The organism is Shimia biformata (assembly GCF_016888515.1).
GTDB lineage: Bacteria > Pseudomonadota > Alphaproteobacteria > Rhodobacterales > Rhodobacteraceae > Shimia_A > Shimia_A biformata.
Map to the genome: position 1 here is coordinate 2869479 of NZ_JAFEJK010000001.1, position 11954 is coordinate 2881432.

Genomic DNA, 11954 nt, shown 5'->3' on the forward strand with positions numbered 1-11954 from the left:
CCAGGCGGCCCCTTTTTTCGTTTTCTCAAGCGTTATTCGCTCAACCGGCTGACGATCACCGTGACCTCGGGTTTCTTGCCGATCTCGCTGTTACAGCTGTTGCGGGCAATGCGGCGCAACTCTTCCTCAAGCCGGTCGTCGTCACGCAGCGTCTTGGGTTTGGCGCGGCCCAGGAACTGGGTCAGGTCCTCTTCCAGCACCTCGATCAAGGCGGCGTTGCTGCTGCCGATCTCGGGCAGACCTTTCAGTTCGCACCAGGCGTCGCCGAGGGGCTCGTCATCCTCATCCAGAACCACCGTCACTACCACATGGCCGTTCAGCGCCATGCGGATGCGGTCACGCACGATCCCGTCCAGCGCGCCGATCTGCACCTGTCCGTCAAGATAGGTGCGGCCGGTTTCGACGTAGTCGACAACGGTCGGCGCCTCACCCGAGATATCCACCATCGTGCCGTTCACCGCCACAACCGACGCGCGGCCCGCAGCGCTGGCAAGCTTGGCATGTTCGCGAAGATGGCGATGTTCGCCGTGGTTCGGAACCACGATCTTCGGGTTCAGGATGTCGTGCAGCCGCTCAAGGTCAGGCCGGTTGGCGTGGCCCGATACGTGGTAATTGCCACCGTCGTCATCCACCACGTCGACGCCAATCTCGGACAGTTGGTTCATGATGCGGATCACGCCGCGCTCATTGCCGGGAATGGTCTTGGATGAAAACAGGAACAGGTCGCCCGACTTCAGTTCAAGCCCGTTATACTTGCCCCGCGCCAGCTGTGCCGAGGCCGCGCGGCGTTCGCCCTGCGACCCGGTGACCAACAGCATCAGGTTCTCACGCGGGATGGCTTGCGCCTCTTCCGGGCTGACCACCTTGGGGAAACTGGTCAGGATTCCGGTTTCCACCGCCGCCTCGATCATGCGCCGCATCGCACGCCCCAGAAGGCAGATCGACCGCCCGGCCCGCTCACCGGCTTCGGCAAGCGTTTTCACCCGCGCCACGTTCGAGGCAAATGTCGTCGCCACCACCATGTTCGGCGCTGCGCTGACCAGTTTCTCGATGGCCGGCCCCACGGATGCCTCGGACCGCCCCGGATGCGCCGAGAACACGTTGGTCGAGTCACAGATCAGTGCCTGCACCCCGCCCTTGCCGATATCGGCCCACATCTCGGGGTCGAACGGTTCGCCCACGATCGGTGTCTCGTCCAGCTTGAAGTCGCCCGAATGCACCACCCGGCCCGCGGGCGTGTCGATGACCAGCCCCGCACTTTCCGGGATCGAGTGGCTGATCGGCGCGAAGCCAACCGAAAACGGCCCGGCCTTGATGACCTCGGGCCAGGGCGAGACGGTGATGACCTCGTTTTCATCATTGCCCCGGTCCGCCATCTTGTGCCGCGCCAGCCGCGCGGTAAAGGCGCGGGCATAGACCGGCACACCAAGACGCCGCCACAGGTGGCCAACCGCGCCGACGTGATCCTCATGGCCATGGGTGATGAAGATCGCTTCCAGCCGGTCCTTGTTCTGTTCCAGCCAGCTGATGTCGGGAAAGATCAGGTCGACCCCGGGGCTGGTGTCCATATCGGAAAAGGTCACGCCCAGATCGACAAGGATCAGCCGTTCCTTTCCCGGCGCGCCATAGCCATAGACATAGGCGTTCATGCCAATTTCACCGGCCCCGCCAAGCGGGAGATAGATCAGTCGGTCGCTGCTCATGGGCTTATCCGTTTTTCTTGTTGTAGTCGTGGATCACGGTCAGCCCGTGCATGGTCAGGTCGTCCTCGAACACGTCGAACAGGTCAACCGATTGCTGGAACAGGGGCGCCAGCCCGCCGGTGGCGATCACCCGCATGTCGCGGTCACGTTCGGCCTTGATGCGGGCGCAGATCTCGCGCACCAGGCCGGCATAGCCCCAGAACACACCCGACTGGATACATTCCACCGTGTTGGTGCCGATCACCTTCTGCGGCTTGGCAATGTCGACATGAGGCAGCGCGGCGGCGGCCATGTGCAGGGCTTCGAGGCTCAGGTTGACGCCGGGCGCGATCACGCCGCCGATATAGGCCCCATCCGGGGCCACAACGTCAAAGGTGGTCGCGGTGCCGAAATCCACGACGATCAGGTCGCCGCCATGCCGGTCAAAGGCACCGGCGGCATTGACCAGCCGGTCCGGGCCGACAATCGTGCCCTCGTCCACCCGCGGCTGCGCAGGCAGCAGGCATTCGGGCTTGCCCACCACCAGCGGGCGGCAGCCAAAGAACCGGTCGGCAAAGACACGCAGGTTGAAAACAACACGCGGCACGGTCGACGAGATGATGACATCGGAGATGTCGAGGTCGATCTCGTAATGCTTGATCAGGGTCGAGAACCAGGTGAAATAGGCATCCGCCGTGCGCGCATGGTGGGTCGAGGTGCGCAGCGTGCAGAGGAATTTTTCGCCATCCCAGATCGAGAAGACGGTGTTGGTGTTGCCACAATCAATCGCCAGGAGCATCGCGCGCGTCCTTTCAGAAAAAAATCTCGGCCGCCGGGATCGCAACCCGGCCTTTCGCGGTGTTCAACACCAGATTGCCCGCGCTGTCCACCGTTTCAAAGGTGCCCGACGTCTGGTCGCGCAACGTCCGCGCTGTGATGACCTCGCCCAGTTTCGCCGCCCGCGCCAGCCATGCGGTGCGGATCGGGGCAAAGCCGTAGGTGGTGAATTGCGCCTCCCAATGGGCATAGGCCGGGGCCAGCGCGTCAAGGAAGGTCTCCGGGTCGACATCCGCGCCGGTTTCCGACAGCAGCGACACGGGCCGGGTCGCGCCCGGCTCGACCTCGCCCATATCCGGGGCCGCGCGCAGGTTCACTCCGATCCCGATAGCGATATGGCTGACCGCGCCCCCGGCCATCCCTGCGCTTTCCAACAGGATCCCGGCCAGCTTGCCCCCATTCAGCAACACATCATTGGGCCATTTCAGCGAAAACCCCTCGCCCCGCCCGGTCACGGCCACAAAGGCGTCAAACAGCGCAAGCGAGGCCACGAAGGACCGCAGCGCCACCTGGTCGGGGCTTTCGGCGGGGCGTATGACAAGGGTCGCGGCAAAATTGCCGCTCGGATCGGCCCACGCCCGCCCGCGCCGCCCGCGCCCGGCGGTCTGGCGCAGCCCAAGGATCCAGGTCGGCCCGGACAGGGTTGGCGCGATCCGCGCGGCCTCGGCATTGGTGCTGTCAACCTCGGCCAGCACACGGCGGTCATATCCCGTTGGCCAATCCGTCATCCCGCACTTCCTTCTTTCTTGTCCAAATACTCAAAATGAAAACAGCGCGTCCCGAAGGCGCGCTGTTTCCGATTGATGCGGTCCGAAAGGATCAGTTGACCAGCGTCGCGGCGGCAGCCTGGGCGATGCTCTCGATCCCGAACAGGTTGACGACACCGACCAGCATGATCGCCGCCGACAGCGCTAGCAGCACCGACAGGACGGGACGTTTGACGCTGTCCAGCCCTTCGCCTTCTTCACCGAAATACATGTAGTAGACGATGCGGAGATAGTAGAAGGCACCGATGACCGAAGCGATCACACCGGCAATCGCCAGCCATGCCAGCCCGGATTCATATGCCGCGCGCAACACGTAAAGCTTGCCGAAGAACCCGACCAGCGGCGGCACACCGGCCAGCGAGAACAACAGGATCAGCATCGCCAGCGCCTTGCCCGGCTCCGCCTTGGAATAAAGGTTCAGCGCGCGGATATCGGTGACCGGCTGGCCGTCCTTCTCCATCATCAGGATGAAGGCGAAGGTGCCGACATTCATCACCACGTAGATGGTGACATAAATCAGCATCGCCTGAACGCCGAATGCGGTGCCTGCGGCAAGACCCATCAGCGCAAACCCCATATGGGCGATCGAGGAATAGGCCATCAGTCGCTTGATATTGGTCTGGCCGATGGCGGCAACCGCGCCAAGGAACATCGACAACAACGACAGCGCCGCCAATATCTGCTGCCAGTCGCCGACAACGCCGCCAAAGGCGTCATGCAGCACGCGGGCAAACAGACCCAGCGCCGCCACTTTCGGCGCGGTGGCAAAGAAGGCGGTGACCGGGGTGGGCGACCCTTCGTAGACATCCGGTGTCCACATGTGGAACGGCACGGCCGAAACCTTGAACGCCAGACCCACGGTCACGAAGACCAGCCCGAACAGCAGCCCCAGCGACACGTGACCTTCGCCCGCCGCCTGGATGATGCCCGAGAACAGCGTGGTGCCGGCAAAGCCGTAAACCAGCGACGAGCCGAACAGCAGCATGCCCGACGACAGCGCGCCAAGAACAAAGTATTTGAGGCCCGCCTCGGTCGATTTCACACTGTCGCGACGCAGCGAGGCGACGACATAGAGCGACAGCGATTGCAGTTCGAGCCCCATGTAAAGCGCCATCAGGTCTCCGGCCGAAACCATGACCATCATGCCAACCGCCGAAAGCGCGATCAGCAGCGGGTATTCAAAGCGCAACAGCCCGCGGCGGTTCATATAGTCCTGCCCCATGATCAGCACGGCGGCGGCGGACAACAGAATCACCACCTTGGCAAAACGCGAGAAACCGTCGTCGATGAACATGCCGCCAAAGGCGGTTTCCGTGCCGCCCCCCGAGACGCCGATCCAGATCCCGATCAAGGCCATGACCGCGGCGGTCAGCGTGGTCAGCATCGGTGCGGTCTTGTCCTTGCCGGTATAGACCGCCACCAGAAGCGCCGTCATCGCGTAAAGCGACAGGACGATTTCCGGCAGAATGATGTTCAGATCACTAGAGATCATCTTTCAGGGCTCCTGTCAGTGCGACGCGACCTGGTTCACGGCAGATCCGTGTTCCAGTGCGGTGTCATATTGGGTGATCAGCGCCTCGACCGAGGGACCGATGATGTCGGTGACCAGCGACGGGTAGACGCCAAGGATCAGGGTCATCGCCACCAGCGGCGCAAAGATCCATTTCTCGCGGGCGGTCATGTCGTTGATCGTCTTCAGGCTTTCCTTGATCAGGTCGCCAAAGACGACGCGGCGATAAAGGTAAAGCGCATAGGCGGCCGAGAAGATCACACCCGAGGTCGCAAACAGCGCCACCCATGTGTTGGCCTGGAAAATCCCCATCAGCGTCAGGAATTCCCCGATGAAACCCGAGGTGCCCGGCAGACCGACATTGGCCATGGTGAAGAACATGAAGATCAGCGCATAGGCCGGCATCCGGGTCACGAGGCCGCCATAGGCGTCGATCTCGCGGGTATGCATGCGGTCATAGATCACGCCGACGCACAGGAACAACGCGCCCGAGATGAAGCCGTGGGACAACATCTGGAAGATCGCGCCATCGATGCCCTGCTGGTTCGCGGCAAAGATACCCATGGTCACGTACCCCATATGGGCGACGGACGAATAGGCGATCAGCTTCTTCATATCCTCCTGCACCATCGCGACAAGCGAGGTGTAGACGATGGCAATCACAGACATCCACAGAACCAGCGGCGTCATCACTTCCGACCCGATCGGGAACATCGGCAGGCTGAAGCGCAGGAAGCCATAGCCGCCCATCTTCAACAGGATCGCCGCCAGAACGACCGACCCCGCCGTGGGCGCCTGCACGTGGGCGTCCGGCAGCCAGGTGTGGACCGGCCACATCGGCATCTTCACCGCGAAGGACGCGAAGAACGCCAGGAACATCAGGGTCTGCATCCCGCCGATCACGGTGATGCCCATGACCGAGAAGGTCTCGGACGCGAACTGGTGGTTCATCAGCGTCGGAATGTCGGTGGTGCCGGCATCCATGAACATCCCCACCATCGCGATCAGCATCAGCACCGAGCCGAGGAAGGTGTAGAGGAAGAACTTGAACGACGCATAGATGCGATCCTTGCCGCCCCAGATACCGATGATCAGGAACATCGGGATAAGGCCCGCCTCGAAGAAGAGGTAGAACAGGATCAGGTCAAGCGCCATGAACACGCCCAGCATCAGCGTTTCCAACAGGAGGAACGCGATCATGTATTCCTTGACGCGAACTTCCACATTCCACGACGCGGCGATGACCAGCGGCATCATAAAGGTCGTCAGGAGGACAAACAGGATCGAGATCCCGTCGACGCCCAGCTTGTATTTCATGCCCAGCAGCCATTCACGCTCTTCCACGAACTGCATGTTCGTGTTGGCGGGGTCGAACTCGGCCAGGATGAACAGCGAGACCAGGAAGGTCAGGACCGTCGCCACCAGCGCCACCCACTTGGCGTTGCGGTTCGAGGCCGCGTCGTCGCCACGCAGGAAGATCGCCAGGATCGCGGCAGCCAGCGCAGGAACGAAAGTTACAATGGAAAGCAGGTTATCCATCAGTGCGCTCCTCCGCTGAGCGTCATCCACGTGATCAGCACCACAAGGCCGATCACCATGGCAAAGGCATAAGTGAAGATGTATCCCGTCTGTGCGCGACCGGCGAGGCGGGTGAAGAAGGGTACAACGCCCATTGCGACACCGTTGAGGAAGCCGTCGATGACATTGCCGTCACCGCGTTTCCAGAAGAAACGGCCGATGGCGAAGGCAGGACGCACGAAGACGGCGTCATAGATCTCGTCAAAATACCACTTGTTCAGCAGGAACAGGTAAAGCGGGCGCTGAACCTCGGCCAGTTTCCTGGGCATGGCGGGGTTGACGATGTAGAACCAGAACGCCACGGCGAAACCGATGATCATCGCGATGAACGGGCTGACCTTGACCCAGGTCGGGGCATGGTGCGCGTCGTCCATCACGTGGTTGTCGGGGCTCATGTAGATCGCACCTTTGGGGGCTTCGCCATGATGCGCGGCGGCAACAACCGCGTGGCCGGGATCGTCATGGGCCGCGTCATGGGCGTTCTCGTCGCCGTGATGCTCATCCGCCATGGCCGCGTGATCGTCCGCGTCCGCACCATGATCGTCCGATGCGTGATCGTCCTTGGCCATGGTGTCGCTGGCATGTGTGTCGGTCGCGTGATCGTCGCCATGACCTTCCGCCGCCTCGTGATGGGCGGGGATGCCAAAGAACTTGTTGACCTGGTTGTGGTCACCAAAGAACGAGCCGTACCAGATCATCCCGGCAAAGATCGACCCCAGCGCCAGCACGCCCAGCGGCACCAGCATGACGGTCGGGCTTTCATGGGCGTGTTCATGGGTGTGCTTGTCGCCGCGCGCTTCGCCGTAGAAGGTGAGGAACATCAGCCGCCAAGAATAGAACGAGGTGAACAGCGCCGCGACCACAAGCGCCCAGAACGCGAACCCGCCCTGGGTTCCGGCCCATGCGCTTTCGATCACGGCGTCTTTCGACAGGAACCCGGCGAAACCGATATGGGTCAGCGGAATGCCGACGCCGGTGATGGCCAGCGTGCCGATCATCATCGCCCAGAACGTATAGGGCAGCTTCTTGCGCAGACCGCCATAGTTCCGCATGTCCTGCTCGTGATGCATGCCGTGGATCACCGAACCGGCGCCAAGGAACAGCATCGCCTTGAAGAAGGCGTGGGTGAACAGGTGGAACATCGCAACCGAATAGACACCGACACCGGCGGCCACGAACATGTAGCCCAGCTGGGACATGGTCGAATAGGCGATGACGCGCTTGATGTCGTTCTGCACCAGGCCGATGGTCGCCGCGACAAAGGCGGTGGCGGCCCCAAGGAAGGTGATGAAGGCCGTCGCCTCGGCCGCGTATTCCATCAGGGGCGACATGCGGCAGACAAGGAAGACACCGGCGGTCACCATGGTCGCGGCGTGGATCAGCGCCGACACAGGCGTCGGGCCTTCCATCGCGTCCGGCAACCAGGTGTGCAGGAACAGCTGCGCCGATTTACCCATCGCGCCGATGAACAGCAGGAAGGCCAGAAGGTTGGCGGCATTCCACTCGGTCCACAGGAAGTGAAGCTGGGTCTCGGCCAGCGCAGGCGCGGCAGCAAAGATGTCGTCCATCATGATCGAGTCGGTCAGGTAGAACAGACCAAAAATGCCAAGCGCGAAGCCAAAGTCGCCAACCCGGTTGACAACAAATGCCTTGATCGCGGCGGCGTTTGCGGAGGGTTTCTTGTAGTAAAACCCGATCAGCAGATAGGACGCGACGCCCACGCCTTCCCAGCCAAAGAACATCTGGACAAGGTTGTCGGCGGTCACAAGCGCCAGCATGGCGAAGGTGAAGAACGACAGGTAGGCAAAGAAGCGCGCCTTGTAGTTCTCGCCCTCACCCCAGTTTTCGTCATGGGCCATGTAACCAAACGAATAGAGGTGAACCAGCGCGGAAACCGTGGTCACAACGATCAGCATGATCGCGGTCAGGCGGTCCAGACGGATCGACCATGCGGTATCAAGTGACCCCGACTGGATGAAGTTCATGATGTGGATGTGCTGGGTTTCATCCCCCAGCGTCAGGAACACGATCCAGGACAGGAAACAGGCGACGAACAACAGGCCCGTCGTAACATATTGCGCGCCCTTCTCACCGATCAGCCGCCAGCCGAAACCGGCGATCAGGCTGCCAACGAGCGGGGCAAAGAGGATGATCTTTTCCATCTGTGTCAGCCTTTCAGCACGTTGACATCTTCGACCGCGATGGTGCCGCGGTTACGGAAGAACGAAACGAGGATGGCAAGGCCGATGGCCGCTTCCGCCGCCGCGACCGTCAGCACGAACAGGGTGAACACCTGCCCGACCAGATCGCCGAGGAAGCTGGAAAACGCCACGAGGTTGATGTTGACCGCCAAGAGCATCAGCTCGATCGACATCAAAAGGATGATGACATTCTTCCGGTTCAGGAAGAGGCCAAAGATACCGATGGTAAACAGCGCCGCTGCCACCGTCAGGTAATGTTCAAGTCCGATCATATCGTCCCTCGGTCCTCGTTTCGGGCTTTTGCCCTTGGTTTGCGCCCATTGCGGGCGGTCCGTTTCTCTGCCGCCTCACGCGGCCTCAATCATCGCGCCCCGGTCAGCCCCGGGACACATCCGGGTCAGAGCCCCTGCCCCGGTTTCACGTCTTTCAGTTCCATCGCCGTTGCCGGGTCGCGCCACATCTGTTGCAGCACGTCCTGGCGCTTGATGTTCTTGCGGTGGCGCACGGTCAGGGTGATGGCCCCGATCATGGCAACCAGAAGGATCAGACCGGCCAGTTGGAACAGAAGGAAATACTTGTCATAGATCAGCACACCCAGCGCGGCGGTGTTGTGCATGTCGGTCGGCGTGACAGCACCACGCAGGGCCTCGGCCTGCTCGGATGCCTGCCAGACGCCAAAGGCCATGCCGAACTGCATCAGCAGAACGACGCCAATCAGAAGCGCGATGGGCATGTATTGCGCCATGCCCGCTTTCAATTCGGCAAAGTCGATATCCAGCATCATCACGACGAACAGGAACAGCACGGCAACCGCGCCGACATAGACGATGATCAGAAGCATCGCCACGAATTCAGCCCCGAGAAGCACGAACAGCCCCGCCGACGACAGGAAGGCCAGGATCAGCCACAGGACCGAATGCACCGGGTTGCGGCTGATCACGGTGAACAGGCCACCGGCGATCACGCAGATCGCAAACAGGTAAAAGCAAAGCGCTGCAATACTCATGTGTCACTTTCCTCGTTGTCGGCCAGAACCTCTTGCGCCAGTTCAAGCGCCTTGGTCATGGCCGGAATGCCGCCGAACATCGACATCTGTCCGATGGCCTCGACAATTTCTTGTTTCGTTGCGCCCGCTTCCAGCGCGTGGCGCACGGTCAGGCGGATCTGGCTTTCGGCCTGCGCCCCCAGAACGGTGAGCGCGCCCAGCGTCAGCAGAAGCCGGGTCTTGGCGTCCAGCCCGCCCTTGTTCAGCGTATTGCCAAAGAACATCTCCATGACATCCGCCGGCATGGTGGGCCACATCTTTTCGAACCCTTTGAGCGAGAATGACTCGAGCGCAGGATTCATGGCTTTCGCCAGGTCCTGGTATTGCGAGATCATCGCGTCAAAGGGGTTCTTGGGATCACTCATCGGTAAGGCGCGTCCAGTTCGAGGTTGCGGGCAATCTCGGCCTCCCAGCGGTCGCCGTTCGAAAGAAGCTTGGCCTTGTCATAAAACAGCTCTTCGCGGGTCTCGGTGGCAAACTCGAAGTTCGGCCCCTCGACAATGGCATCCACCGGGCACGCCTCTTGGCAGAAACCGCAATAGATGCACTTGGTCATGTCGATGTCATACCGCGTGGTGCGGCGGCTGCCGTCCTCGCGCGGTTCGGCGTCGATGGTGATCGCCTGCGCCGGGCAAACCGCTTCACACAGTTTGCAGGCAATGCAGCGCTCTTCCCCGTTGGGATAGCGGCGCAGCGCATGTTCACCACGGAAACGCGGGGACAGCGGGCCCTTTTCATGCGGGTAGTTCAGCGTCGCCTTGGGTTTGAAGAAATACTTCATCCCCAGCCGGAACCCGGCAATCCAGTCGGTCAGCAGGAAGTAACCCGCGGCGCGTTTATAGTCGATATTCGCCATTGATCAGCCTCCGATCGCCCAGCGTGCATAGGCACCGCCGAAAAGTTCAAACTTCGCAAGGAACGCCACCAGCACAACCCAGGCCAGTGACATCGGCAGGAACACCTTCCAGCCAACACGCATCAGCTGGTCATAGCGATAGCGCGGGGTGATGGCCTTGATCAGCGCGAAGACGAAGAACGCCAGCAGCATCTTGATCACCATCCACAAGATGCCGTCCGGCAGCCCCGGGATCGGCGACAGCCAGCCACCGAAGAACAACAGGCTGACCAGCGCGCACATCAGCACCACGGCCACCAGTTCGCCGATCATGAACAACAGGAACGGGGTCGACGAGTATTCGACCTGATACCCCGCCACCAGTTCCGACTCCGCTTCCGGCAGGTCGAACGGCGGGCGGTTGGTTTCCGCCAGCGCCGAGGTGAAGAACAGGATCAGCATCGGGAAATGCGGCAGCCAGTACCACGAGAACAGGCCATAATCGCCGTCTTGTGCGCGCACGATGTCACCGAAGTTCATCGAGCCGGTCGACAGGATGATACCGATGATGATCAGGCCGATCGAGACCTCGTAGGAAATCATTTGCGCCGCCGAGCGCAACGAACCCAGGAACGGGTATTTCGAGTTCGACGCCCAGCCGCCCATGATCACGCCATAGACCTCAAGCGACGAGACCGCGAAGACATAAAGGATTGCCACGTTGATGTCCGACAGCACCCAGCCGTCGTTGAACGGGATCACCGCCCAGGCGATTAGCGCCATCACCAGCGAAATCATCGGCGCCAGCAGGAAGACAACCTTGTCCGCACCCGCCGGATAGACGATTTCCTTGACGATATACTTGATGAAATCGGCAAAGGATTGCAGCAGGCCGAAGGCACCCACGACGTTGGGACCCTTGCGCAGCTGGACCGCGGCCCAGATCTTGCGGTCCGCCAGCATCAGGAAGGCAAGCGCGACCAGAAGCGGGACGATGATCAAAAGGATCTGCCCGATGATCAAGAGCCCCTGCCCTAGCGTTGTGGTGGTAAAGAATTCAATCATTGGTCCTCACACCGTAGGTATTCCGTTTTCGGCGCAGTTCGAAACGGTCACTTCTGCGTCGATTGTTTTTAGTCCCTTGGGCAGCGCCGGCGAGATGGTGTAAACCGCATCCCCCCGCCAAATGCCACCCTCATTCTTCGCGGTTGTGCGCACATGCCGCGCAAAACCGAAGCCGCGGATCAGCGCGTATTGCGCCGCGGCGCATTCGGCATAGTCATGCACGTCCTGCCCGGTGCGCGCGCCGGTCATCTGCACGCGGAAATTGACCAGATCGCCCTCCAGCAGCCGGGTTTCGACCCCTTGATACCCGGGCGTGAACGCCACCGACCCGCGCGAGACATCGCCGCCCGTGCCTTGCGTGGCACAGGCTGGCAGACCGACCAGAGCGGCCAGTCCGACAAGCGATATGAAACGGGGGGCGGTCATGGGTCCGG

General features: G+C 61.3%; 12 protein-coding genes. All 12 read right to left on the reverse strand.

The window, feature by feature from the left end; genetic code table 11:
• Positions 1-32: 32 nt before the first annotated feature.
• Positions 33-1703 carry a ribonuclease J gene (locus JQ863_RS14115; RefSeq protein WP_204114790.1) on the reverse strand — a complete coding sequence of 557 codons (1671 nt, stop codon included), beginning with the start codon at positions 1701-1703 and terminating at the stop codon, positions 33-35.
• 4 nt (positions 1704-1707) lie between these two features.
• Positions 1708-2481 (reverse strand): type III pantothenate kinase, encoded by a 774-nt coding sequence (locus JQ863_RS14120; RefSeq protein WP_204114791.1) that lies wholly within the window; start codon positions 2479-2481, stop codon positions 1708-1710.
• A 13-nt stretch (positions 2482-2494) separates the two neighbouring features.
• On the reverse strand, positions 2495-3247 hold the full coding sequence (locus JQ863_RS14125; protein WP_204114792.1) for a biotin--[acetyl-CoA-carboxylase] ligase: 753 nt from the start codon (positions 3245-3247) through the stop codon (positions 2495-2497).
• Positions 3248-3338: 91 nt separating this feature from the next.
• On the reverse strand, positions 3339-4778 hold the full coding sequence (nuoN, locus tag JQ863_RS14130; RefSeq protein ID WP_204114793.1) for an NADH-quinone oxidoreductase subunit NuoN: 1440 nt from the start codon (positions 4776-4778) through the stop codon (positions 3339-3341).
• A 15-nt stretch (positions 4779-4793) separates the two neighbouring features.
• Entirely contained in the window at positions 4794-6335 is a 1542-nt protein-coding gene (locus JQ863_RS14135; protein WP_204114794.1) for an NADH-quinone oxidoreductase subunit M, read from the reverse strand.
• The gene (nuoL, locus tag JQ863_RS14140; RefSeq protein ID WP_204114795.1) at positions 6335-8536 is read right to left on the reverse strand and encodes an NADH-quinone oxidoreductase subunit L; all 2202 of its coding nucleotides are present in this window, start codon (positions 8534-8536) and stop codon (positions 6335-6337) included. The genes JQ863_RS14135 and nuoL overlap by 1 nt, the downstream gene beginning before the upstream one ends.
• A gap of 5 nt (positions 8537-8541) precedes the next feature.
• Positions 8542-8847: an NADH-quinone oxidoreductase subunit NuoK gene (gene nuoK, locus JQ863_RS14145; RefSeq protein WP_204114796.1), complete on the reverse strand. Its 306-nt coding sequence runs from the start codon at positions 8845-8847 to the stop codon at positions 8542-8544.
• A gap of 125 nt (positions 8848-8972) precedes the next feature.
• On the reverse strand, positions 8973-9581 hold the full coding sequence (locus tag JQ863_RS14150) for an NADH-quinone oxidoreductase subunit J (RefSeq protein ID WP_204114797.1): 609 nt from the start codon (positions 9579-9581) through the stop codon (positions 8973-8975).
• The gene (locus JQ863_RS14155) at positions 9578-9985 is read right to left on the reverse strand and encodes a carboxymuconolactone decarboxylase family protein (protein ID WP_204114798.1); all 408 of its coding nucleotides are present in this window, start codon (positions 9983-9985) and stop codon (positions 9578-9580) included. Before JQ863_RS14155 ends, JQ863_RS14150 begins: the two co-directional genes overlap by 4 nt.
• The gene (gene nuoI, locus JQ863_RS14160; protein ID WP_204114799.1) at positions 9982-10476 is read right to left on the reverse strand and encodes an NADH-quinone oxidoreductase subunit NuoI; all 495 of its coding nucleotides are present in this window, start codon (positions 10474-10476) and stop codon (positions 9982-9984) included. Before nuoI ends, JQ863_RS14155 begins: the two co-directional genes overlap by 4 nt.
• A 3-nt stretch (positions 10477-10479) precedes the next feature.
• The gene (gene nuoH / locus JQ863_RS14165) at positions 10480-11520 is read right to left on the reverse strand and encodes an NADH-quinone oxidoreductase subunit NuoH (RefSeq protein ID WP_204114800.1); all 1041 of its coding nucleotides are present in this window, start codon (positions 11518-11520) and stop codon (positions 10480-10482) included.
• Positions 11521-11526: 6 nt separating this feature from the next.
• Positions 11527-11946 (reverse strand): hypothetical protein, encoded by a 420-nt coding sequence (locus JQ863_RS14170; RefSeq protein WP_204114801.1) that lies wholly within the window; start codon positions 11944-11946, stop codon positions 11527-11529.
• Positions 11947-11954: the final 8 nt, after the last annotated feature.

What these genes read in the sequence shown, in the direction of transcription:
- JQ863_RS14115 (WP_204114790.1), bottom strand. Translation starts at nt 1,703, where the DNA reads ATGAGCAGCGACCGACTGATCTATCTCCCGCTTGGCGGGGCCGGTGAA.
- JQ863_RS14120 (WP_204114791.1), bottom strand. Translation starts at nt 2,481, where the DNA reads ATGCTCCTGGCGATTGATTGTGGCAACACCAACACCGTCTTCTCGATC.
- JQ863_RS14125 (WP_204114792.1), bottom strand. Translation starts at nt 3,247, where the DNA reads ATGACGGATTGGCCAACGGGATATGACCGCCGTGTGCTGGCCGAGGTT.
- nuoN (WP_204114793.1), bottom strand. Translation starts at nt 4,778, where the DNA reads ATGATCTCTAGTGATCTGAACATCATTCTGCCGGAAATCGTCCTGTCG.
- JQ863_RS14135 (WP_204114794.1), bottom strand. Translation starts at nt 6,335, where the DNA reads ATGGATAACCTGCTTTCCATTGTAACTTTCGTTCCTGCGCTGGCTGCC.
- nuoL (WP_204114795.1), bottom strand. Translation starts at nt 8,536, where the DNA reads ATGGAAAAGATCATCCTCTTTGCCCCGCTCGTTGGCAGCCTGATCGCC.
- nuoK (WP_204114796.1), bottom strand. Translation starts at nt 8,847, where the DNA reads ATGATCGGACTTGAACATTACCTGACGGTGGCAGCGGCGCTGTTTACC.
- JQ863_RS14150 (WP_204114797.1), bottom strand. Translation starts at nt 9,581, where the DNA reads ATGAGTATTGCAGCGCTTTGCTTTTACCTGTTTGCGATCTGCGTGATC.
- JQ863_RS14155 (WP_204114798.1), bottom strand. Translation starts at nt 9,985, where the DNA reads ATGAGTGATCCCAAGAACCCCTTTGACGCGATGATCTCGCAATACCAG.
- nuoI (WP_204114799.1), bottom strand. Translation starts at nt 10,476, where the DNA reads ATGGCGAATATCGACTATAAACGCGCCGCGGGTTACTTCCTGCTGACC.
- nuoH (WP_204114800.1), bottom strand. Translation starts at nt 11,520, where the DNA reads ATGATTGAATTCTTTACCACCACAACGCTAGGGCAGGGGCTCTTGATC.
- JQ863_RS14170 (WP_204114801.1), bottom strand. Translation starts at nt 11,946, where the DNA reads ATGACCGCCCCCCGTTTCATATCGCTTGTCGGACTGGCCGCTCTGGTC.